This window comes from Collinsella sp. CLA-ER-H10, from assembly GCF_040092475.1.
Taxonomy (GTDB): domain Bacteria; phylum Actinomycetota; class Coriobacteriia; order Coriobacteriales; family Coriobacteriaceae; genus Collinsella.
The window spans coordinates 1-23,599 of record NZ_JBBNLM010000005.1; the positions used below are offsets into that span (position 1 = coordinate 1).

Below are 23,599 nucleotides of genomic sequence, written 5' to 3' on the forward strand. Positions count from 1 at the left end.
GCGAGCGGGCCGCATTTGAGACAAGGTGACGTGAAACGAAAGGGCGCTGACCTTCCGGTCGCGCCCTTGAAGTTGAACGTCAGATTGTCCAAATGCGGCCCGCGCAGCGTCGGCCGGTTACGGCGTTTGTAAAACGCCGTAACCTACTGAATGAGCATCGCGTCGCCAAAGCTGAAGAAGCGATAACGTTCTTCGATGGCAGCGGCGTAGGCATCCATGATCTGGTCGCGGGTGGCAAGCGCGCTTACGAGCATCATGAGCGTGGAGCGCGGCACGTGGAAGTTCGTGATCAGCGCGTCGACCACGTGATAGGTCGAGCCGGGCATGAGGTAAAGCTGCGTCGTGGCGTTCTCGCGCACCACGATGTCACCGCGGCCAAGCGTATCGGCCCCGTCCTCGCGGCCTTCAAAATAGCGCGCCGTCACGGCCGGATCGGACACCGGCGCGTCCGCGTCAAACGCGCTCTCGAGCGAGCGCACCGCGGTAGTGCCGACGGCGATCACACGATGACCCTCGGCCTTGGCCTTATGCACGGCGTCGACAACCTCCTGCGACACGTGGTAGCGCTCGGTGTGCATGACGTGCTGCGTAGGGTCGTCCTCCTCCACCAAACGGAAGGTATCGATGCCCACCTCGAGCTCGACGGCGGCAAACTTGGCACCCTTGGCCTCGATAGCGGCCATGAGCTCAGGAGTAAAATGCAGACCCGCCGTAGGAGCGGCAGCCGAGTGCTCCTCCTTCATGGCGTACACGGTCTGATATTTCTCGGGATCGCCCTCGTAATCGGTAATGTAGGGCGGCAACGGCACATGACCGGCGGCGTGAATGGCCTCGTCGAGCGTGCGCGGCTCGCCGGCGGCGTTGCAACCAGCCGGCTCAAAACGCACTAGACGGCCGCCGCGGCTATCGGTGACAAAGTCGACGACCTCGGCCGTCAGCACCACGGGAGCCCCCTCGGGCGCATGGGCGCCACCGGCGCGATACTCAATATGAACACCGGGCTTCAGGCGCTTGCCCGGCTTGACCAAGCACTCCCAAACATGGCCCAGCGGATCCACGTCCTCGCGGCGCTTGAGCAGCAGGGTCTCGACCACGCCGCCCGAGCCGGCTTTGCGACCGATCAGGCGGGCCGGCATCACGCGCGTCTGGTTGATGACGAGCACGTCGCCCGGCTCGATATAGTCGATGATGTCACGGAAGATGCGGTGCTCAACGGTACCGCCGTGCTCCAGCGGCGTTCCCGCCTGGGAGCCCTTGCGATCCACCACCAGCAGGCGACAGGAGTCGCGCGGCTCGGCTGGAGCCTGGGCGATCAGTTCCTCAGGAAGGTTGTAGTCAAAATCATCGGTACGCATAGACACGTCGGATACTCCTTATATAGCTAAAGTCCGCTCTACATCCTAGCAGGCTGCCAGCCCAAAAGAACTACTTTTTGGACGCTTTGCGCTCGTCGCGGATGCGGGCGCGGTCCATGGCCGCCTCGACGGCCGAGAAACGGCAGCCGCAGTAGTTCTGCCGATACATGCCCAGCTCGCGCGAACGACGTGTCGCCTCGGGGTAATACGTGCGAAAATCGCGAATCACCGGAGTGAGACCGCGGGCAGCAGCCAGACGCTCCAACACATCATTGCAGGTTTCGAACAACTGGTACGGCGAGACGGCGAGCGTCGTGCCCACAAACTCAAACCCGCGCTCCTGGGCCACACGGCACGCCTCGGCCAGACGCAGGGCATAGCATGCGCGACAGCGACGAGCTCGATCGGCGCCCAGCGGGGCCACGCCGGCCTCCCAGCGCTCCCGGTCCTCCCCCGCCTCGATAAGCTCGATGTCGCCATCGGCACACCACCGGCGCAGCTCGTCCAAACGCCGCTGCCATTCATCGTGCGGCTGAATATTGGGGTTTGTCCAGCAGATTGTGGGCTCAAACCCTTCCTCGCGCAGCAGGCGGACCGGCTCAAGAGAGCACGGCGCACAGCACGCATGCAGCAACAACGGCTTCATCGACATCTCCTCACCCGAAAAAGCGCACGCCAAAGGACGTATCCTCGCAGGCGACAATGCGGCGGTCGCGCAAAATGGTCCGCACGTAATACCAGTCGCCCACACAGCCCGACAAATGCAAGCCGGCCGCCAGGTAGCACAGCAGCGGATAGCCCGAAAACGCAAACCCCAGGGCAAGCGCCGCCGTCACAACAACCGTCGGCGCCAGGCAAACCGCCATGTACCGCCGGCGCGAATACACAACGCCCTCGGCGCAGGCATAGATCATCGCCGTCTCGCGATTCGCCCCAAAGGTCACCTTCGCGCCCGCAGGCGCCAGCAGCTTAAAAAACACACCGTGCACCAGCTCGTGCACGGCGAACGACGCCATTGAGATCGCAGCCAAGCCGACTATCCAGCCCACGACAGCCCTCCAGCCGCCCGCGTCAGCCGCATCCAAGTCCGCAGGCCCGCCCATCAGCATAAACACCGGCACCAAGCACACGGCAAATGCGCCGAGCACGGCCATCCCCCACACAAAGCAGGCGTGCAGAAAATCCTCGTCTTCAAACGCATGTATGTTGGAAATCTCATTCATAGCATCTTAGGATAGCGCCCCTGCCACGTACCCGTCCGCATGTGCGATAATGTCGAACGATATGCACGAATTGACCACCGCGTCGCCAAGCCTTGCGCCCGGCCGCGCTCTCACCATATGCGAAGGAGTCCCATGGCATCAAAATACTCCATGAACGACCGTCCCAGCTGGCCTCGCCGCGCCATCGTTACCGCCGGCGAGCCCTACGGCAACAAGGGCCTTCACTTTGGCCACGTCGGCGGCGTCTTTGTCCCGGCCGACTTCTTCGCCCGCTTCCTGCGCGACCGTCTGGGCCGCGAGAACGTCATCTTCACCTCGGGCACCGACTGCTACGGCTCGCCCATCATGGAGAGCTACCGCAAGCTCAAGGAGAACGAGGGCTACGACAAGTCCATTAACGAGTACGTCGAGTCCAATCACTCCCGCCAAGCAGCGACCCTCAACAACTACAACATCAGCTGCGATATCTACGGCGGCTCGGGCCTTGAGCCGGCTGCGCAGATTCACAACGAAGTGACCGCCGAGATTATCGAGCGCCTGCATGAGCAGGGCACCATCTCCAAGCGCTCCACGCTGCAGTTCTACGACGCCAAGGCCGGCACGTTCCTCAACGGCCGCCAGGTGATCGGCCGCTGCCCCATCCAGGGCTGCAAGTCCGAGAAGGCCTATGCCGACGAGTGCGACCTGGGCCACCAGTTTGAGCCCGAGGAGCTCATCGCGCCCAAGAGCCAGCTCACCGGCGAGGTGCCCGAGCTGCGCCCGGTCGACAACCTCTACTTCGACCTGCCGGCCTACCTCGACTTTATGAAAACCTATACCGCCAAGCTCGCCCAGAACCCGCAGGTTCGCTCCGTGGTCTCCAAGACCATGGAAGAGTGGCTGCTGCCGGCCCAGCTCTACATCCAGAACAAGTTCCGCGAGGCCTTCGATGCCGTCGAGGATCAGCTTCCCGAGCACACCGTGCTGGAGCCCGAGGGCAACAAGAGCAGCTTTACCGTCACCTTCCCCAGCTGGAAGGAGCGCGACGACGCCCATGCGGTGCTCGCCAACGGCGGCGTGCGCTTCCGCAGCGGCAAGGCGCTCGTGCCCTTCCGCATCACCGGCAACATCGACTGGGGCGTTCCGGTGCCCGAGGTCGATGGCGTCTCCGACGTCACCTGCTGGTGCTGGCCCGAGAGCCTGTGGGCGCCCATCAGCTATACGCGTACCGTGCTCGCGCGCGATGCCAAGGCCGCCGGCGTGACCGAGGGCGTCGCCGCCCAGGATGCCGCCCTCATGGGCGAGCCCGCTGCCGACTCCACGCAGGTGCCCGCGCCCACCTACCAGCACAGCTCGCTCGACTGGCGCGACTGGTGGTGCTCTGACGACGCTCAGATCTACCAGTTTATCGGTCAGGACAACATCTACTTCTACTGCATCGCGCAGACCGCCATGTGGGAGGCCCTAGGCTGGAACCTCACGCAGAGCACCGTCAGCGCCTGCTACCACCTGCTCTACATGGGCAAAAAGGCCAGCTCGTCCTCGCAGACTCCTCCCCCGCCGGCAGACGACCTGCTCAACCACTACACCTGCGAGCAGATGCGCGCGCATTGGCTGTCGCTCGGCCTGTCCGAGAAGCCGGTGAGCTTTAGCCCCAAGGCATACGACACGCGCGTGACCGGCAAGGACAAGGACGGCAACGAGGTGCGCGCCTGCGACGACAAGCGCGTTATCGACCCCGCCCTTAAGGAGAGCGCGCTGCTGACCGGCGTGTTCAACCGCCTGGCCCGCAGCTGCTTCTACGGCGTCGCCGTCAAGGAGGGCGACGAGAGTCCCTATCGCAACGGTTGCATCCCCGCCGGTGCCGCTTCTGACACCGTGGTCGAAGCCGCCCAGCAGGCGGCCCTCGCCTTTGAGCAGGCCATGTACAAGTTCGAGACGCACCGAGCGCTCGCTGTGTGCGACGACTACCTGCGCGCCGCCAACAAGCGCTGGAGCGATGCCTCCAAGGCCGCCAACAAGCTCGAGGGCGAGCCGGCCAACGCCGCCATGACGCAGGCCCTCGTCGACGCCTTTACCGAGCTGCGCGTAGCGACCGTGCTCATGCACGGCATCGTGCCGGCCGGCTGCGAGCTCATCTGCGAGTACTTCGACGTTGACCCGGTCGCCTTCTTTAGCTGGGATAACATCTTTGCCTCCACGGATGAGTTTGTGGAGAGCCTGGGCGAGAAGCCCGGCGAGCACCGCGTGAAGCCGCTGCCCCCGCGCTTCGACTTCTTTAGCAAGCACGAGAGCCAGTACTAAAGCACGCCAGCAGCGGCGTGCCCGGAAAGTAGTCAATTTGGAACGGGAAGGAAAGACGGATGTCCAAGCCGCGTCGTCGTAAGCAGAAAAAGCAGGTTAAGCCCGAGCTCAAGCTTAGGCAGTTTGCCTCCACCGAGCTTTCCGACCAGCTTGCCGCCCAACACTCCGCCGCCGACCTGCCGTGCTTTATGGTCGATACGGTCGCCGGCGCCTATGCGCCCGCCGATGCCGAGCTCATGATCGAGGGCTTCGGCGCCGCGGTCACACGCCCGGTCACACTGCGCGCCAACACGCTCAAGGCAACCGCCGAGGACATCGCTGCGGCGCTCGATGCCGCTGGCATCGCCCACAACCCCGTCGCCTGGTACCCGGACGCCTTTATCCTGCCCGAGGCCCAGGTTTCCGATCTGTGGGATCTCGACATCTACCGCGACGGCAAGATCTATCTGCAGAGCCTGTCGTCCATGATGCCGCCGTTGGTCCTGGGCGCCCAGGCAGGCGAGGACATCCTGGACATGTGCGCAGCCCCTGGCGGCAAGACGACGCAGATCGCCGCCCTCACCCAGGGCCAGGCACACCTCACGGCCTGCGAGATGAGCATTCCCCGCGCCGAAAAGCTTGAGTCCAACCTCCACCGCCAAGGTGCCAAAAACGTGCCCGTCATGCGCATCGACGCACGCGAGCTCGACGAGTTCTTCCGCTTTGACCGCATCCTGCTCGACGCTCCCTGCACCGGCACGGGCACCGTCATCAGTGGCAACGAGAAAAGCCTGCGCGGCCTCACCGAGCAGTTGCTGAGCAAGTGCGCCCGCTCGCAGCGAGCACTTCTGGACCGCGCCATGGGTGCCCTCAAACCGGGCGGCACGCTCGTCTATTCGACCTGTTCGATCTTGCCGCAGGAAAACGAGGACGCCCTGCAAGAGGCCCTCGACAAGCATATGGACTGCGAGCTCATCCCCCTCGACGGCACGCCAAGCGAAAGTGAAGCACGACGCACCCAGGAAGCTGGTGAGGAGCCGCGCATCGAGTCCAACGCTCTGACCGAAGCCATTGCCGCGGGTCAGGTATCGGCCATCGCCAACGGCCTGCCCGGCACGCTCACCATTCCGCCTAGCCGCGACTTTGAGGGCTTCTACATTGCCCTGATCCGAAAACGCAGCTAGCGCACGGATCCAAAACTCAACAAGCTATCTCTGTGCGCGTTTGCCCTGCTGGTCGCGATGTTGTTTAAGCATCGCGCGCTCCTTGCGTTCGGCCCTTTTGCCCTTAATGGCCGTGACCACAAAGTAGATGACCGCGGCGGCAACGATTGCGGCCACACACAGGCCGATCGAGCCAAACATTGCTGTCAATTCCATACCGCGTCACCTCTCTTTTAAACGGGGCTTTCAAGATAGCACCTCGATACCCGCCACCACAGCTCCTTCACGTTCGCCGGCCCTTCGGTCTAACGGATGGCGCGGCGGGGAAAAATCAACTCGTCAAACGATTTAGCATTCGCAATTCCGGCTGCATCGCGCCGGCCATCATCACATAGAATCGAGCCTCCATGGATACCCTCAACGATCTAAATGAGCGCGTCGACGCCTTCGTCGGCACCAGCTCCTTCGACACGCCTGCGGCGGCAAACGACCAAGCTCCCATCGATGTGCCCGCCGAGGTGCACGAGGACATCGTCGCCTCGGTCGATTTTTCCGAGGTCGAGCTTGCAGACGAGTTCACCGAGCCCCAAGTAGCCGTCACGCCCAACGGCCTGCTCCCTATGGAGCCCCTGCCCATCGACGGACGCCTGCGCAAGGCTGCCCTTCGCATGCCCGACGAGATCGAGGAGGCCAGCGGCTTCACGCTCTTTGGCCGACGCATCAAGTCGCTCATTTACACCACCGATGTCGCGGTTATCCGCAACTCCAACGCCGACGCCGTCTTTGCGGTCTACCCTTTCACACCGCAGCCCGCCATTACGCAAGCGCTGCTGACCGTCGCCGAGTGCCCGGTCTTTGTAGGCGTGGGTGGCGGAACTACGACCGGTAAGCGCTCCGTGCAGATGGCAGCCGTCTCCGAGATGCAGGGCGCGGCGGGCTGCGTGGTCAACTCCCCCGCTACTGCCGAGATGGTCGAGCACATCACCAACATCGCCGACATCCCCGTCATCGCCACGGTCGTTCGCTGCGACGACGATGCCCACGCCAAGGTGCGCGCTGGAGCCAAGATTCTCAACATCGCCGCCGGCAAGAACACGCCCCAGGTCCTACGCGAGCTGCGCGAGCACTATCCCAACCTGCCGCTTATCGCGCCGGGCGGCAAGACGCCCGAGAGCATTCGCGAGACCATCGCCGCCGGCGCCAACGCCATCATCTGGACACCGCCTTCGGCCCAGCAGCTACAGACCGACATGATGCAGCGTTATCGCAAGATGAAGGAAGACGCCACACCTGTCATCTCGCGCGACGACGTGCCCATTATCGACCAGGTCGCCGCCGCCGAGGTCAGCCAAGTCGAGAACATGAATCCCGATGTGCCGATTCCCGACGAAGTCATCGAGCGCGTCGCTTCGATCCACGAGCGCGTCGAGGAGCATCGCGCCAACCGCGGCCTCAAGCCGTCACTGCACGGCTTTTTCTTCCGCGGAAAGAAACGCTAGCCGCAACAGCAAGGCTCGCCCCACAAACGTGAGGCGGGCCGTTTTCGTTTGAGCAATCATGCAGCGACGTGATGGGGCAAATTAATCCACGCGCTTGTCGCCCATAAAGAAGAGCGCCACCGTACCAGGTCCGGTATGCGAGCCAATCAGAGTACCGATGTCATTGATCTCAATCTTGCCTTTAAGCTGCGGAACCTGTTCCTCAATCAGCGCCGCGACCGCCTCGGCATCCTCGCGGCACGCCGACTGCGACATGATGCACTTACCCGAATAATCTGCACCGTCCTGTACGTGTGCCATCATGGTCTTAGCCATCTCGGAAATCGCGCGCTTCTTAGTGCGAATCTTCTCACGTGGCGACAGCTTACCTTCGCAATCGACCGTCATAAGCGGGCAAATCTTAAGCGCCGTGCCGATGATCGCGCTCGCGGCCGAAATGCGACCGCCGCGCAGGTAGCTCGACAGATCGGTCGAGAAGAACCAGTGGTGCAGGTTGAGCTTGTGCTCCTCGATCCAGGCAGCCGTCTCGTCGAGTGAAGCCCCACTATCGCGCACATCGGCGGCATATTCCAACAACAGGCCAAAGCCCGAAGACGCCGCCAGCGAATCGATGACGCGCACCTTGCCGCCCTCGGGATAGCGATCCGCAAGCATCTGCGCCGCGACGCAGGCCGATCCATACGTGCCCGAAATACCCGACGACAACGTCAGGTGCAGCACGTCTTTACCCTCGGCAACAAACGGCTCCCAAAACTCCTCGTACTCACCCACGCTCACCTGAGACGTCTTGGGCATGGCGCCCGCGGCAATCTGGGCAAAAAACTCGTCCGGCGTAATCGACTGATACAGATCGTCCGTATAGACAACATCGTCGATCTCGTAATGAAAACACACGACAGGGATATTGCGCGACGCAAAGAACTCACGGGTTCGATCGGCGGCGGATTCACAGGTCAGGACAAAATCACTCATATGAGGCTCCTTACTCATTGCTGCGCAAATTATCGCACAGTGAGCCTACATGCGGTACATATGTCCACTATTTACCAAATCGAACCAAAAATAGTGAGCATCTTTACCACCATCGTCTCCACCGACCCGACGCATAAATATCTGAGAAAACACCCTCTGTCGTCTCCACCCGACCAACACATCTACCTTCACTAAATCGATTTACCAAACCGTTCAGCCGACAATTCAGCCGCTGGCGCAAAATCGAAACAAAAGCGGCGCATACTGGTAAACGTTTGACGCTGTTTATCAGTTTTACCAGCCCCATCGGAAGGTGTTTCATGGTCGCATTCGATCGCAACCCGCAAGACTTCAAGTATCTGCGCCTGCTGTCGAGACAGTTCCCCACCGAACAATCCGCATTTACCGAAATTATCAACCTCTCGGCCATCCTCAACCTACCCAAGGGCACCGAGCATTTTATGAGCGACGTGCATGGTGAGTACGAAGCCTTTATGCACATCCTCAACAACTGCTCGGGCGTCGTGCGCGAACATGTCGACGAGATCTTTGGCGACACGCTCTCCTTTGACGAAAAGGGCGAGCTGTGTACGCTCATCTACTACCCGCGCGAGAAGATCGACCTGGTCCGCAGCCGGCGCGAGGACTCGCCAACCTGGTACAAGACGATGCTTGACCAGCTCATCATGGTCGCTCGCTCACTTTCAAGCCGCTACACGCGCTCCAAGGTGCGTAAGGCCATCCCGCGCGACTACGCCTACATCATCGACGAGTTGTTGCACACGCACCCGGACGAGAACAACTATCGCGTGCGCTATCACGAGCGCATCGTGGAGTCCATCCTAGAGACCGCCAGCGCCGACGACTTTATCGAGTCGCTCGCCTCGCTCATCAAGCGCCTGGCCGTCGACCACTTGCACCTGGTGGGCGACATCTTCGACCGCGGCGGCGGCGCGGCCAAAATTATGGACCGTCTGCTCACCTACCATTCACTCGACATCCAGTGGGGCAACCACGACCTGCTGTGGATGGGCGCTGCGGCCGGTGAGCCCGCCTGCATCGCCACGGTGTTGCGCAACAACCTACGCTACGACAACTACGAGATCCTGGAGAACGACTACGGCATCTCGCTGCGTGAGCTTGTCGCCTTTGCCGATGCCACCTACACCGCCGGTGAGTCCATCACCCCGCTGATCAAGGCCATCAACGTGCTGCTCTTTAAGCTCGAGGGCCAGATTATCCAGCGCCACCCCGAGTTCGATATGACCGACCGCCTGTTACTCGACAAGATCGACCACGACACCGGCACGGTCACGCTCGCCGACGGCAGCGTGTGGCCGCTCACGACCAACGACTTCCCCACCGTCGACCCGGCGGACCCCTACACGCTCACGTCTCAGGAGCAGCACATCATCGACAAGCTCGTGTCCGAGTTTGTAACCGCCGATCACCTGCATCGCCATATCGATTTCCTCTACACCCACGGCTCGATGTACAAGGTCGCCAACGGCAACCTGCTCTTCCACGGCTGCGTTCCGCTCAACGAAGACGGCACCTTTAGCAGCATGAACTGCCTGGGCACCTGGCACGCTGGCCGCGATTATCTCGATTTTTGCGACCACATCGCCCGCCGCGCGTGGCGCGTGGGCGACCGCGATGCCCTCGACTGGATGTGGTACCTGTGGATTGGCTTCAATTCACCCGCCAGCGGACGCCTGGTGCGTACCTTTGAGCGCGCCTATATCGCCGATAAGAGCACCTGGGTCGAGCCGATGGACCCGTACTTTACGCTTACCAAGTCGCCCTCGGTCTGCGATGATATCATGCGCGAGTTTGGCGTCGCGCCCATGACATGCTCGCCGACCGGCCACATCATCAACGGCCACACGCCCGTTAAAACCACCAAGGGCGAGCAGCCCATCCGCGCCGAGGGCAAGCTGCTGGTCATCGATGGCGGCTTCTGCCGCGCTTACCATCCCAAGACGGGCATCGCCGGCTATACGCTCATCTCGAGCTCGCGCGGCTGCCGCCTCAAGTCGCACCGGGCCTTTACGACGGTTGCCGAGGCACTCACGCGCAACGTGGACATCGAAAGCGAGACCAACCGTTTTGACCAAGCAGACCGTCGCCGCATGGTGAGCGACACCGATACTGGCGCCAAGATTCGCAGCCAGATCCAGGATCTGCGCCAGCTGCTCGATGCATATAGAAACGGTGCTATCGAAGAGCGCGTCTAGCCCCACCCGCGGGGATTGGCTAAACTTGCTGAGTTTGTCATCCCCACGGCGTCCCCGCGCCACCCTAAGGCAGGTACCATGCAAAAGCTCCTTGCGCAGATCATGAAATTTGGCGTCGTCGGTGTCATTGCCACGGTTATCGACTTTGGCATTATGAATCTGCTCCACTACGGTCTGGGCCTCAACATCCTAATCGCCAACACCAGCGGCTTTATCATCTCACTCATCTTTAACTACCTCGCAAGCATGAAGTACGTGTTTGCGCACAAGGAAGGCATGAGCCGCCGCCGCGAGTTCATCATCTTTGTCGTGCTGTCCGTGATCGGTTTGGTGCTCAACGACGGCATCGTGCTGGCGCTCAACGCCGGCCTGGGACTCGAGGCCAATATCGCCAAGATCTGCGCCACCGCGCTTGTCATGGTCTACAACTTTGTGACCCGAAAAATCTTCCTGGAGGGCGACGAGACCAAGTAGCTCGAAACCCCTGCAGCATTACGGCGCCCACGGACGACGTGCACTCAGCGCAGTATCGTCCGTGGGTGCCGCTCGTTTACGGGCAAATTTTCAACGTTTGCGGATTAGCTCTTGAAAATTTGGCGAGTTCATATAGTTCTTGGCAAAGACCTTACGTTTCCCTTGTAAAAGCTCTAAAGTATCCTCTGCTCGATTCATCAACGCATTGGATGTGATTACGTGCGCAAGGCGCTGGCACAACCTCATACCAAGCAGTTCCTCAAGTTTGCTGTCGTGGGTCTTATCTCCTTTGGCATCGACTGGGGCATGCTCATTGCGCTCGTCGAGCTGTTCCACCTCGACTTTTTGATGAGCACCACGGTTTCATTTATCACGTCCGTCGTGGTCAACTACTGGCTCAGCATGAAGTACGTGTTCGACCACCGCGAAGGCATGAGCCGCAAGCGCGAGTTCACGATCTTCACCATCCTGTCGGTGATCGGCCTGGGCCTCAACGACCTGTATATGTTTGTGGGCGTCACGTTTTTGAGCATCGGCTACCAAGCCATGAAGGCCATCGCCACGTTCCTTGTCACCTGGTACAACTACTTCAGCCGTCGCTTCTTCCTCGAGGGCGCACGGTCGTAGTCGATTCACTATTTGCTTGAATGTATAACCGGTTGGAATTCCCGTTCCAACCGGTTTTTTGTTTGCAGAGAGACCCGGCGACCCAGTCCCATTCGCATGAAAAACGGGCGGTCCGGATGTTGGCCCGAACCGCCCGTCTGGCGCGCTATGTCGAGGCCTCTAGCCCGTTACGTAATACCAAACGACGTTGTCGTCATTGGAGAGAACGTAGTTACTGCAGGCCGTCATGGGCGTTGTGCCGTTGACGGAGTACATCCAGCCGCTCGTGCCGCCGTACTGTTTCTCGGCCAAACCACCAATCGCGGAAACATACGTGCCGTACGACGAGCCGTGTGCGTTGACAGAAAGGCCTAGCGCGCACAGGGCATCGTAAACGGTGGCGCCTTCGTTAAAGGTAAAGGTGCCGCCAGAGGACACAGGATTGCCCACAGCGCTCGATGTGACCGAAACCGTCACCGTAACGTAGCTGGACTCCCGTGAGCCGCTTTGGCTGCCCGAGGAGGCGTTTCCACCATTAGAGGATGAGGCTCCATCAGACGACTGGCCACCGCCCGAAGAAGCACCGCCAGACGCATTGGAAGTATCACCGGCTCCCGTATTTTGGGCAGCGGATTTATCGCCAGACTTCTTGCCGCCCCGGTCCTCGGACTTCTTGCTATCCGAGTTTTTGTCCGATTCCTTGTTTGAAGACTCGGAATCCTTGGAACTGGCCTCGCCCGAAGTCGTAGTCGTAGTCGAGCCAAACCCCTTGGTGTCCTTGGCGACGACGCTCTCCCCCGTCACGGTCTGAACGATCCAGTCAATGGACCAGGCGCCGCTCTCGGAAGGATGGACGAAGCCCAGCGAGACGACGATCAGAATGGTGCACGCGGCAGCAAGAACGCCAAGGAGCGCCTTGCGACGAGAGGCGGACGCCGCCGAAGCGGCGCCCTGTTGCTTTGCATCGTCGAACTGAATGAACGAGGAATCTGGTTGCTTGGGGTCAGCGTCCTTGGATTTATTGGACACAGCCCTCACCTACCGACGTTTGGTGAACACGAACACGCCGACGATGGCGAGTCCGATGACGCCGGCGGCAACGCCAACAATGGCGAGCGGATTGGTGCCAGTCTCCTGCTCGGAAGCACCAGAGGGCTTCTTAGCAGTGGTCGTGGAAGCAGCACCCGTATCGGACTTGGAATCGGACTTCTTGTCGGACTTGCTGTCCTTCTTGTCAGACTTGTTGTCAGACTTCTTGTCGGACTTCTTGTCGGACTTGCTGTCCTTGGTCTCGGTCTTGGTCGACACCGTCGTCTTGGTCACCGGCTTCTTGCCCGGGGCAATAGCGCCGCCCTTCGAGCCGGAGCCAGAACCCGCGCCAGCGCCAGTGCCGGAATCAGTACCGGTACTAGAACCGCCGCCGCCATTCGAACCAACGCCACCGTTGCCACCATTAGTGCCAGAACCGCCATTACCGCCAGGGTTGGTGGCATTCTTGGTCCACTTGGCATACAGCGTCAGATCGGCCGTCACCGGCGTGGCGAAGTCATACGCCCGCGTGCAGGCTTCATCGGTATACCAACCGCCGAAAGTGTAGCCATCGCGTGTCGGATCGGCCGGCTTGACCAGCTTGCCATCGGCCGTAGCAACAAACTTAGTGTCGCAAGCAGACCCGCCGTTGGAATTAAAGGCAACCGTCCAAGACTCAACGGCCCCCAGCTTGAACAGCGTGCCCGAGTCATTGATGTAGTACAGGTTGCCAGATGCATCGGCAATGACCGGAGAGTCGCAGTGCTGGTAATGGCCAGCCGCATCATAAATCTGCGTCGCCTCTGCATCGCCGAGTGTATAGCGATACACGCCACCACCAGCAGAGTAGTTGACGTAATCCTTGCTATCCGCGCTGTTAACGGTAAAGTACACATAGGTCTTGCCGCCCTGAACACTCACCAGCGGAGTAGCAGCAATACCGTTAAATCCGGCCGGAAGTTCTTTACCGTCAGCAGCGGTGACCATCGTGGTCTTACCGGTCTTCAGATTATAGAGAGCCAGAGCAGAGCCAGTAGCCGTCTGTCCGCCGACAATCAAGTTTTCGCCAGCCACCGCCGGTGCGCTCATGTTATTCGTAAGACCCAGATCGACCGTCTTCTGCTCGCTCAGTACGCCCTTCGCCGAAAGCGAAATCACATGGAGCTTTCCATCGTGCGTCATCTGATAGAAGGTCGAACCATTGGACGGATCGGCGACACAGTCGGCGTTCGCGAGAGCGCCGAGCTTCATGGTCGAAACGACATCGCCCGTCGTCTTATCAATGCACTTAAGCGTACCCGCGCTCGTAGGAACGATGGCATACTTATCCGTCAAAGCCGCACCAGTCCAGTAATAGCCCTCGGCAGGGTCGATGTTCTGCCAAGAAACTTCGCCCGTGGCAATCTTAATGCGCGCAAAGGAGCCGTTGCCGTAGGTCGCGTTGTAATTCTCGTCATACGAAATATCGACCGAGCCTACATAGACGTACTCGCCGTCCGAAACGACGGTGCAGGAGCTCTGCGTCAAGTCCGTCAAACCGGGCGTCAGCCACTTGCAGATCAGCTTGTCTGCAGTAATCGCCTGGACCGCACCGCCGTTGAGCGGAACGATGATAAGGCCATTGGTATAGATCGGACGAGAAGTATAGCTCACCTTGGAGGCAAGCGGCGCAGAGGTAACCTTTTTGCCCGTGGACGAATCGATCTTGATGAGCTCGTTCTCGGTCGCGATGTACACAAAGCCGTTAGCGATGACAGGCTCGCTGCAGTTGGCATACTGCTGACCAGACTCGGCCTTCCAATCGAAGGCCCACTTAAGACCGGCGGCCTGCGCAGGCGTCTTGGCATCCGTTACGGTCGAACCGTTGCCACTGTTGCCGTAGCCGGCCCACTCGGCATCCCAATCAGGAGTCGTCGCGCTCGGGTCCACGACAATCTTGTCGGGATCGGGCATGGCCGAATCGTCGGTGGTATAGGCAAGCGTAACCTTATCGCCGCTCTTGAGCGTAATCTGATTGGCGCAGAGTAAGGAGGGCTCTCCGTTGATATACAGGTGCCAATATTTATTGGTCGCAGCATCCCAGGCATACGGCTTGTGATCGAACGGCGAGTTGATGGAATTGAGGAACCAGTACTCACCACTCTGGGAGCCGTTGTACGTAACGCCCTTGGCCTTCAGGACCGTCTCAATAAGGTTCTGAGCCGTAGAGCCCTCGGGCAGGGAAACATTGCTTGCCGAGCCCCAGCGAGCATTGTTGCCGTTGACATCGGGACCGATGATATCGGCGGATCCAAGCACCTGACCAGGGAGGGCATCGCTGTCGCCAGCATACATAAAGGTGACGGCGTCACCCTCATGGAGCTCGTAGGCACCAGCGCCAACGTCGGCGAACTTGTACTTTGCGTCGGACTTGCCCTTTACGTAGAAGCGCCAATAGCTATTGGTCGCAGCATCCCAGCCATAGGACTTACTGTCGAACGGCGAAGTAATACCGTTGAGGAACCAGCCCCAAGACGATTCGCTAGCATCGAGTTTAAGACCAGTCTGCTCCAACAGGTCCTTAGCAGTAGAGCCCGCCTTGAGACTCGTCTGGCCCGTCGAAGCCCAAACCTGCTGCTTGCCGTCCTTGTCCTTGCCAAGCACCTGAACGGAAGCATGGACAGAATCGGACGGCAACTGGTCGCCCCAGCCACCGTAGAACCACGTGACGGTATCGCCAGCATGGATGGTGACATTGTCCGCCGTATAGTCACTCGACTTGCCGTTGATAAACAGCTGCCAATAGGTCGAATAATCTTGGGGCGTACCCAGCTCAACACCGTTGTACTTAAGGCTCAGAATGAAGGAGCCCGCAGCAACGGCGTCAATATCATTCGCCTCAAGCGCGACCTTCGTAAGATCAAGCGCGCTCGAACCGGACGTCACCACATACTGCGCGTTGTCGACCCAGGTCTGAGTCTTGCCCTGGGCATCGCGACCAATGACGGTCACATTCGCAGCAAGCTGGTCCTTAACGACAGGGGACGCGCTACCACCCGTAAAGGCAAACTCAATCTTCTGCCCCTGGGTGAGTTTGACGCTGCTCGCGCCAACCGAGGAAGACGCGCCGTCGACGAACAGCTGCCAGTAGGCATGAGTCGCCGGATCGTAGGCAAGCGTGCGGCCATCGCTCGGGGAGGTGATGCTTTCGAGGTAGAAACCGTATGCCGTGTTCGGATCGTACTTCGCCTTGAAGCCCGTCTTCTCCTGCAGCTTAATGAAGGCATCCGCAGCCGTCGCGCCCTCGTCGAGCTTGAGCTGCGTAGGCGCCACCCAGGTCTGAGCCTTGCCGTCGGCATCGGTGCCGATAATCGAGAACGAGACCTCGATTTGCTTCTTGACGACATCGCCAGTTTCTGTCGGGTTCTCTGTCTGGACGGCAGCCGCGGCGGCAGATCCTGCTTGGCCAGCGGATGCCGTCGAAGACCGCTCGCTCGTGGCAGGGCTCTCCCCCGTCGCCGAGCCTTCGTCGCCAGTTGCTGCCCCTGTAGTGGCGGCACTAGCTGCAGGCGCGCTCCCGGAATCCGAAACCTCGGCGCCGCTCTGCTCAGCGGTACCGCCCGCAAGCGCTGCGTCCTCGCCTGGCGTCGTAGCCTGAGCCACAGCGTCGGTAATGCCCTCGGCACCCTCGGCCCACAGCTGAGCCGGCGTGGTGCCAAAGGCCATCGCGAAGGCCAGGAATGCCACCAGGCAGCGCTTTGCCACGCCGCGCGCGATTACGCCACGGCGACGAAGCGAGGCACGCTGGCACTCGTCCTCAAACATATCCATTTGTCTCCTACTGTCTGTACTTGGAGCGTTGCCTTGAAGCTGCCCCACGTCATCGCGCATGTTGCGCTCGAGTTCCCCCATCGGGGTCCCCCTTCCCTCCAGAGCCCTATGCACACCGGCGGCATACGCCGCAGCCGCATGCAAGATGGGAGGCGATCCGACTTAACCTTAACGACTCGGGCGCGCCGTCCGATCTGCGACGCGAACATCCCGAGCCAAGAGGAATTACGGTTACTGGTACAGCCGGGGACTTGCACCCCGATTCTCCCAAACGCGCAGGAAAACCGCGCATTCGTGCGTCTCCGCACCACCATCTAGGCCATCGATTAAAACCGTCAATATGCTATCACGCAAAAGGGCCTCGCACGCAGGCGAAGCCCAAGGTAAAAGCTATTGTTTGCGATAGGAGAATGCGGTGACGGTCGCAGCCTCTAGTGCTTGCCGCCGTGGCTGTTGAGCCAGATATTGCGACCCAGCATAAGCGCCAGCACCAGCGCGCTCACGTAGCCCATAAAGCCAATGACTGGGATACCAAACACAACCGGCTCGATGCGCGCGTAGTACACCACCGACGAACCGATAAACAGACCGGCGATCACAATCGCCATCGACATGCGGTCGATAATTCCACCCAGCTGTCGCAGCGCCTTATCGCTGCTCATGATCTGCGTGTTTACCTTAAGCTGGCCGCGCGTAAGCATACGCGAAGCCAAGCCCAGATACTCGGCCGCCTCGAGCGAGCCTTTTGCCGCGCGATAGCTGCTCGCGGCAAGATCGCGGCTCATCTCGCGCATGCGGGCGTAGGTGCTCTTCTCGTTTTTGATGTGCGTCTGGATGATCTGGATCATGTTGACGTTGGGCATGTACTCGGTCAACAGGCCCTCGAGCGTCACCATGCCGCGGGCGAACATCGTCACCACGCTCGGCAGCTCAACGTCATTCTTACGCGCGAGGTTTAACAGCGAGGTCAAAAACTCGCCGATATCCAGATCCTTCAAGTCAAGGCCCGCAAAGTCAGCCACGATAAAGTCAAGGTCGGACAAAAACGCTGAATGATCGAGCTCGGCCGAATCGCCACGCGTCACGGCGAAGCGCATGAGCGAATCCTTGAGCTTGGGCACGTCACCCTCGGCCACGGCGAAAATCATGTCCTTGACGATACCGCGATCGTGACTCGACATGCGTCCGACCATGCCCAAGTCGATAAAGTAGACGATGCCGTCCTTGAGAATGATGTTTCCTGCATGCGGGTCGGCATGGAAAAAACCGTCATCGAGCACCTGCGTAGAGTAGTCCTCGACAATCGCGGCACCGATCTTTTCCAAGTCATAGCCCTCGGCCACCAAGCGTTCGGGATCGGCGATCGAAATGCCGTCGACGTAGTCCATAACCACCACGTGCTCGGTGCACAGGTCCAGATAGGATTTAGGGCACGTCACGCCATGAACGCTCTTATGGAACTCGTAGAAGTCGTTGAGGTTTTTGGCCTCGGCCAAAAAGTTGGTCTCCTCGCGAAACGAGGTCCACAACTCCTCGACTACGCCGTGCAGATCAACGAATTGATCGGTGTTGACGAACTTGGAAACGATACGCACCACCGAGCGGATGATATCGATGTCCTGTGCCATAACCTGCTGCGCACCGGGGCGCTGCACCTTAACGGCCACGTCCTCGCCGGTCACCAGGCGGGCGCGGTGCACCTGCGCGAGCGATGCGCTACCAAGCGGATTGGGGTCGATCGCGTCGAACATCTCCCCCAGGCGCAGGCCGTATTCCTCTTCCAAGCAGCGAAGCACTACCTCGTACGGCACCGGCTCCACGTCGGAGCGCAGACGACGCAGCTCGTCGCAAAAGCGTTGCGGCAGAATCTCGGACCGGTTGGCCAGAATCTGCCCCATCTTGACGAACATGGGGCCGAGCTCCTCGAGCAGGCGGCGCAAGCGAACCGGCGTGAGGTTATCCCACACACGGTACTTTTTGACCAAGCGAACAATCTGCCCGATGCGTTCGCGACGACCCGCCGGCGTGAGCTGGTATTCCTCGTCCGGCGCCATCGCGTCGGGCTCTTCGGGCACCATATCGACAGCGCGCGGCTTTTTACGAGCGCCCGAGACGGCGGCATCGACCTCATCGACAACCGCCGCCTCGTCACCCAAAGGATCTAGATTGTTGTAATCGGTGGTGGAATCTGCCATCTGCGCTGCTACTCGGCCTCTTCGGTATCCTTCGCATCGTCGGGCTCAACGGACTCGACGGGCACCGAGGTCACGTTGTCCTCGACCGAATCGACGATGTCGCGCACATGGGCCAGGAAGGCCGTGCGCTCGGGGGCGGTCATGACGCGGACCCGGGCAAGGATGAGCTCGTCAAGCACGCGCTGGGCCGCGGTCTCGCCCTGCATGCCCAAGCGCTCGGTCAGATCGGAGATGGTACCGCCGGCCTGCTCGAACATGTCGGACACACTGCGGGCGATATCGGGGGTGGTGGTGTCCTTGCGGACCTGCTCGCCCTTGGTGTTAAGGTCGTCGAGGACCTTCTTGCCGCCTTCGACAGCAACGGCGGCAGCGCCAAAGCCCACGTTAATGGCGCCGTTAACAAGCTGATCGAGTTTCATAACCATGGTTATCTCCAATCACAAACAACTGCATTGGCGTTCTTGTACCCAAGATTGAGCGAAAGCGACAAAGCGTTTTAGCGCTATTCGATCGACGGGAAATCCCTACCTCACGTTGTCATTCATCGCGAAAGAGTTCTTCATGGCGCAGCTCGTGGTGTAAAGCACCTTGCCCAGCAGGGCATCGGTCTCCACGCGAACACGCTCGGCAAAGGCCTCGTTGGCGCGTGCAAGCTCGGCAGGCACCTCGACCTCGGGCAGAGCGGCTACGGCAGCGTCGACGTCATGGATCTGCTTGTGGCCCATGCCACCGATCTTCTCCTGATAATCCTCGACCGCGCGGCCGCACTCATGGAAACGGACGTCGGCCAGGGCACCGATCAGGCGGTTGGCCCAGTAGAAGTTTTCGGACGTCACGCGAGCCTGCGTGTCGGCATAGTACTCGGGCATGGTCTCGACGTTGGCGTACAGCGGAACCAGCGCGTTAAACGAGTTGGAGCCAAAGGCCATCCACTGCACGGCGCGATAGGCCGGCTGCGCATAGGGACGCAGCTGCAACACGGCGAGCTGGCTGTTGCGGTTGATGCCGATGGGGCGATAAGCGCCGCGCGTGGCGGGCGTGCCCTTGCTACCGTAGCAGTCGTACTCCGTGCCCTGGTAGTGGCTCGAAAGCACGTACTTAATGTCCTCGATGGTCACCTTGCGCTCGGGCACGCGGCTCCAGGGGATATCGTCGCTCTCGGGCGTGTAGTCGGCGTCGGGGCCATCCCACACGTCGCTGGGGTTGAGGCAGCGCTGCATGTACCAGGCGCGCGGCGTGTTGTAGACGTGGTCGCTGTCGCTGTGCGAGCCAAAGGCCTCGCGCGGGTTAAAGACCACAGCCGGGCTGTCGCCCTCGACGCCCAGCGTCAGGTCCAGATGCCACTCGGCCATCCAGGCGCGCAAGTCGGCGGAGCACATATGGTCGGCCTGGGCGCCCTCGGCGTCATCCAGGTCAAAGCTGTCGATACCCAGCTGGTTGGGCATGGTCACATAGGCGTCATCGGGCACACGCTTGGCAATCCAGTGGTGACCACCGATGGTCTCGAGCCACCAGATCTCGTCCACATCACTAAAGGCGATGCCGTTGTTCTCGTAGGTGCCGTAGCGCTCGAGCAGGTCGCCCAGGATACGGACGCCGTCGCGGGCGGACTTGGCGTAGGGCAGGACCAGGGTCACCATATCCTCCTCGCCCAGGCCACCAGGTTGCGCCGGCACATAGCCGTCCTCACCCTCGTTGCCCTTGGCGGGCACGTAGTCCACGAGTGGGTCGGCGCCGCGGACGCGCTCGTTGGTGGTGAGCGTCTCGGTTGCGGACATGCCCACATTGAGCTCGTTGAAACCGGCCTCGGCCCAGATGCCGTGGCCCGGGACAACATCGGGGACGCTCGTGTAGCGCATGGGGTTATCGGGCAACTCAACGGTCAGGTGACTCAGGACGCTCGTGTAGACGCGCGGCTGCTCGTCGGGGTGCACCACGCGCATGCGCTTGGGCTCAAACACCCCGTTGGACGAGTCCTCGTTGCGGGCGACAAGCGTCGACCCGTCGTAGCTCGCGTTCTTACCAACCAAAATCGTTGTGCACGGCATGCGCATCCTCCTTAAGCGAAGAAATCAAACGGCAACAGTGTATCGCTTCGGCGAAAAAAGGGCGAAACCGCAACCCTTCAGGACCCCTCGGGACCCCTGTGTGCGAAAATGCCTATTTCGATGCGCGCTCGGCCGCTTCGATCACGTGTTTGGCGAGGATCGCCGTCGTCACAGCCCCCACGCCGCCCGGCACGGGGGTGATGGCACCAACAACCGGCTCCGCGGCAATAAAATCGACGTCACCCACCAGCTTGCCAGCGTCCTCATCCCAGTTAATGCCCACATCAATGATCGTCTGGTCCTCGCGGACCGCATCCGCGCCAATCGTGCGTGCGCGTCCAACGGCGGCAACCACAATGTCGGCAGCACGGCACTCGGCAGCAAGGTCGCGCGTATGCGTATGGCACGTCGTCACGGTCGCATTGCGCGCCGTAAGCATGGCGGCAACGGGACGACCAATCACCAGAGACCGACCGACGACCGCAACCTTGGCCCCATCCAGCTCAACACTGTAATGGTCCAGCAACGCCAACACGGCCTCGGCCGTGCAGGGAGCAAAGCCCTCGCCACGACCCGAAAGCGTGGTAAGCAGCGAGGCCGGCGTCATGGAGTCAACATCCTTGGCGGGATCGAGCGCTGCGGCGACGGCGTTCTCGTCAAGGCCGGCGGGCAGCGGGCGGAACATCAGACAGCCATGAACAGCCGAATCGGTATTGATGTCCTCGATGGCCGCCAACAGCTCGTCCTGCGAAACATCGGCAGAAAGCAAAACGCGGCGAGCCTCAATGCCAACCTTCTCGCAGCGCTTGAGGGCACCGCGCTCGTAGGACAGGTCGTCCTCGCGCTCGCCCACACGAACGATGGCCAGCGTCGGTACAACACCGCGCTCGCGCAGGGCTGCACAGCGAGCAGCAAGTTCCTCGGTCAAAGCGCGAGCAACGGGAGCACCCTTCAGCAGTTCAGCCATGGCTATCCTCTCTTCCTTGCAGCGTCGGAGGCGCGGCGCGCCAGCGCATCGGCGCGCGGCAACCATGTGTCGAGCAACTCATCACACGCCGTCTCGAGCTCCTCAGCACGAACGCGATCTTTCATAGACGTGGTGTTCGCAAAGAGCGTCAAGCTCGCGCCCTGCATAGCGGCACGGCAGAACACGGCGCCGCACGCCACATCGGACAGCAGCTGACGCGAACCCTTGTCGGCCATGTCCTCGAGCAGCGCCAGCGCACGCCCGCAGGCATCCATAATGCGATACGGCGGCATAGCGGCCACATGCAGCGCATCCTGAATCGCGGTCGCTCGAGCCGGATCGTCACGCGGAATACCGTACGCCGTGGACACCTGCCCGTAGGCACGAACGTCCTCGGCGACCAGACCCACAAGTTCCTGCGCCAACTCATCCGCCTGGGCAAACGCGCGCGTCAGATCGTCTGCGCGATCGGCAAGCGCAGGGTTTGTCGCCCCATAGCGAGCAACCATCCCGCAAAGCGAGGCGCCCAGTGCACCTACAAAGGCGCTCGCGCTACCGCCGCCGGGAACCGGCTCGCGTGCGGCAAGCGCCTCGGCAAACTCTCGACATGTTTTATCCATCATCTCTTGGCTCATACGCACGCACCTTCAAGTCATATACATCGGTCGGGTGGCAACCGCCGACCGACCGCATCAATCACATAATGGTGTTAAGTCTAGCCCATAAGTACATGAGCGTCAGCGCACCTGGCCATCGCGGATTTCTATGACGAACGATAGGCGTCGGCACCGCAAACATGGGACACATGGCCCACCTTTCGAGACTTCCGGACGTCAAAAACTGAGGCATATCTATAAACAAGGAACCTGTTGGGGCAACGCCCACGCACGCGCGCCCCATTAAATCAACGGGCACCTCACCCCGGGGAGGGCCGACAGCATCGGCCCTCCCCTCTTTTGCGACCGCACATATTGCCACTTGTCGGCGCAATTCCAGCCCCCAGAATGGGACACATGGCCCACCCTAGCGAGCCGTCCACGCGTACAGTAAAGGCAGGTAATCCATGGGCGGTTACAGATCGAGGAGGACACGACCATGAAAAAGAAGGCCTTTGCGATTCTCACCCTCTGCATCAGTCTCTTTGCCGCAGTTGCCCTGGTGGGCTGCGGTGGCAGCGGCGACGCTACCGGAAGTGGCGGTGGCGGCGGCGCAGAAAAGCCAGCCGTGGATATGAGGACCGACTTCATTTGGTTTAAGGTCGAGGTCCCCGAGGGCGTCGAGATCACCGACGTCGCAGGCGACACTGCCGACAGGGCCCAGTTTAAGTTCACCGAGAGCGAGCACGCCAGCGATCGCTTCATCCCCGTCTTCGATCCTGACAAGAACGCCGACGAGCTGTTCGACTACGAGGCAAAGTGGAATGCCAGCTTTGAGTGGACCGAGAATGACCCCGTCAAGTACAACGGCAAGACTTGGCGCAACGCTTCCTATACACACTCGGGCGGCGTAACGACCGAATACTTCACCGACGTTGACGGCGGCAGTGTGTATGTGCGTATCGACAACGTCGAGGAGCACAAGGACGCCGTCGAGACCATGATGAAGTCTCTGGAATTTGCCGACGACATCGCCGAGGCCAAGACCGAGGCCATGGACGTCAAGCTCGACGATATCGAGATCAAGCGCTAAGCGACTGGCGAGCGCAACGGGAAACACGGTCGCAGTGCAAACAAGCGACGGTACCCCAGCGCTTCGTACC

The 23,599-nt window shown here is 60.7% G+C and carries 19 protein-coding genes; 7 read left to right on the forward strand and 12 right to left on the reverse strand.

What is annotated here, in order from left to right; genetic code table 11:
- Positions 1-143: 143 nt before the first annotated feature.
- From queA to AAAX36_RS03570, 3 genes are all read right to left on the reverse strand, one after another.
- The gene (gene queA, locus AAAX36_RS03560) at positions 144-1,355 is read right to left on the reverse strand and encodes a tRNA preQ1(34) S-adenosylmethionine ribosyltransferase-isomerase QueA (protein WP_195239502.1); all 1,212 of its coding nucleotides are present in this window, start codon (positions 1,353-1,355) and stop codon (positions 144-146) included.
- Positions 1,356-1,425: 70 nt separating this feature from the next.
- Positions 1,426-2,001, reverse strand: a complete 576-nt coding sequence (locus AAAX36_RS03565) for an epoxyqueuosine reductase QueH (RefSeq protein ID WP_195645146.1) — start codon at positions 1,999-2,001, stop codon at positions 1,426-1,428.
- A gap of 10 nt (positions 2,002-2,011) precedes the next feature.
- A complete protein-coding gene (locus AAAX36_RS03570; RefSeq protein ID WP_349074000.1) occupies positions 2,012-2,578 on the reverse strand; it encodes a DUF3267 domain-containing protein in 567 nt (188 codons plus the stop codon).
- A 132-nt stretch (positions 2,579-2,710) separates the two neighbouring features.
- Between AAAX36_RS03570 and AAAX36_RS03575 the strand changes: the two genes are divergently transcribed.
- Positions 2,711-4,861, forward strand: coding sequence for a class I tRNA ligase family protein (locus AAAX36_RS03575; RefSeq protein ID WP_349074002.1), 2,151 nt, complete (start codon positions 2,711-2,713; stop codon positions 4,859-4,861).
- Between the two features lie 59 nt (positions 4,862-4,920).
- Positions 4,921-6,024: an RsmB/NOP family class I SAM-dependent RNA methyltransferase gene (locus AAAX36_RS03580; RefSeq protein ID WP_349074004.1), complete on the forward strand. Its 1,104-nt coding sequence runs from the start codon at positions 4,921-4,923 to the stop codon at positions 6,022-6,024.
- 24 nt (positions 6,025-6,048) lie between these two features.
- On the opposite strand, the gene AAAX36_RS03585 is transcribed toward AAAX36_RS03580, so the two are convergent.
- On the reverse strand, positions 6,049-6,219 hold the full coding sequence (locus AAAX36_RS03585; protein ID WP_156327664.1) for a hypothetical protein: 171 nt from the start codon (positions 6,217-6,219) through the stop codon (positions 6,049-6,051).
- Positions 6,220-6,410: 191 nt separating this feature from the next.
- Between AAAX36_RS03585 and AAAX36_RS03590 the strand changes: the two genes are divergently transcribed.
- Positions 6,411-7,502 carry a hypothetical protein gene (locus AAAX36_RS03590; protein ID WP_089572116.1) on the forward strand — a complete coding sequence of 364 codons (1,092 nt, stop codon included), beginning with the start codon at positions 6,411-6,413 and terminating at the stop codon, positions 7,500-7,502.
- A gap of 81 nt (positions 7,503-7,583) precedes the next feature.
- Here the strand turns inward: AAAX36_RS03590 and AAAX36_RS03595 are convergent, their stop codons facing one another.
- On the reverse strand, positions 7,584-8,474 hold the full coding sequence (locus tag AAAX36_RS03595; protein ID WP_055285769.1) for a DegV family protein: 891 nt from the start codon (positions 8,472-8,474) through the stop codon (positions 7,584-7,586).
- A 320-nt stretch (positions 8,475-8,794) separates the two neighbouring features.
- Between AAAX36_RS03595 and AAAX36_RS03600 the strand changes: the two genes are divergently transcribed.
- From AAAX36_RS03600 to AAAX36_RS03610, 3 genes are all read left to right on the forward strand, one after another.
- Positions 8,795-10,711: a fructose-1,6-bisphosphatase gene (locus tag AAAX36_RS03600; protein WP_349074006.1), complete on the forward strand. Its 1,917-nt coding sequence runs from the start codon at positions 8,795-8,797 to the stop codon at positions 10,709-10,711.
- A 78-nt stretch (positions 10,712-10,789) separates the two neighbouring features.
- Positions 10,790-11,185 carry a GtrA family protein gene (locus tag AAAX36_RS03605; RefSeq protein ID WP_022095122.1) on the forward strand — a complete coding sequence of 132 codons (396 nt, stop codon included), beginning with the start codon at positions 10,790-10,792 and terminating at the stop codon, positions 11,183-11,185.
- Between the two features lie 219 nt (positions 11,186-11,404).
- Positions 11,405-11,812: a GtrA family protein gene (locus AAAX36_RS03610; RefSeq protein WP_022095123.1), complete on the forward strand. Its 408-nt coding sequence runs from the start codon at positions 11,405-11,407 to the stop codon at positions 11,810-11,812.
- 159 nt (positions 11,813-11,971) lie between these two features.
- Here the strand turns inward: AAAX36_RS03610 and AAAX36_RS03615 are convergent, their stop codons facing one another.
- From AAAX36_RS03615 to AAAX36_RS03645, 7 genes are all read right to left on the reverse strand, one after another.
- Positions 11,972-12,820, reverse strand: a complete 849-nt coding sequence (locus AAAX36_RS03615) for a DUF4430 domain-containing protein (protein WP_349074009.1) — start codon at positions 12,818-12,820, stop codon at positions 11,972-11,974.
- Between the two features lie 9 nt (positions 12,821-12,829).
- The gene (locus tag AAAX36_RS03620) at positions 12,830-16,630 is read right to left on the reverse strand and encodes a DUF4430 domain-containing protein (protein WP_349074011.1); all 3,801 of its coding nucleotides are present in this window, start codon (positions 16,628-16,630) and stop codon (positions 12,830-12,832) included.
- Positions 16,631-17,061: 431 nt separating this feature from the next.
- Entirely contained in the window at positions 17,062-18,825 is a 1,764-nt protein-coding gene (locus tag AAAX36_RS03625; protein WP_195361059.1) for a lipopolysaccharide core heptose(II) kinase RfaY, read from the reverse strand.
- Between the two features lie 8 nt (positions 18,826-18,833).
- Positions 18,834-19,250 carry a hypothetical protein gene (locus AAAX36_RS03630; RefSeq protein ID WP_195444857.1) on the reverse strand — a complete coding sequence of 139 codons (417 nt, stop codon included), beginning with the start codon at positions 19,248-19,250 and terminating at the stop codon, positions 18,834-18,836.
- Positions 19,251-19,349: 99 nt separating this feature from the next.
- Entirely contained in the window at positions 19,350-20,873 is a 1,524-nt protein-coding gene (locus AAAX36_RS03635; RefSeq protein WP_349074013.1) for a C69 family dipeptidase, read from the reverse strand.
- Between the two features lie 112 nt (positions 20,874-20,985).
- Positions 20,986-21,840 (reverse strand): bifunctional 5,10-methylenetetrahydrofolate dehydrogenase/5,10-methenyltetrahydrofolate cyclohydrolase, encoded by an 855-nt coding sequence (locus AAAX36_RS03640; protein WP_349074016.1) that lies wholly within the window; start codon positions 21,838-21,840, stop codon positions 20,986-20,988.
- Positions 21,841-21,842: 2 nt separating this feature from the next.
- On the reverse strand, positions 21,843-22,475 hold the full coding sequence (locus AAAX36_RS03645) for a cyclodeaminase/cyclohydrolase family protein (protein WP_117746351.1): 633 nt from the start codon (positions 22,473-22,475) through the stop codon (positions 21,843-21,845).
- 460 nt (positions 22,476-22,935) lie between these two features.
- Between AAAX36_RS03645 and AAAX36_RS03650 the strand changes: the two genes are divergently transcribed.
- Positions 22,936-23,529: a hypothetical protein gene (locus tag AAAX36_RS03650; RefSeq protein ID WP_195621080.1), complete on the forward strand. Its 594-nt coding sequence runs from the start codon at positions 22,936-22,938 to the stop codon at positions 23,527-23,529.
- The last annotated feature ends 70 nt before the right edge of the window (positions 23,530-23,599 follow it).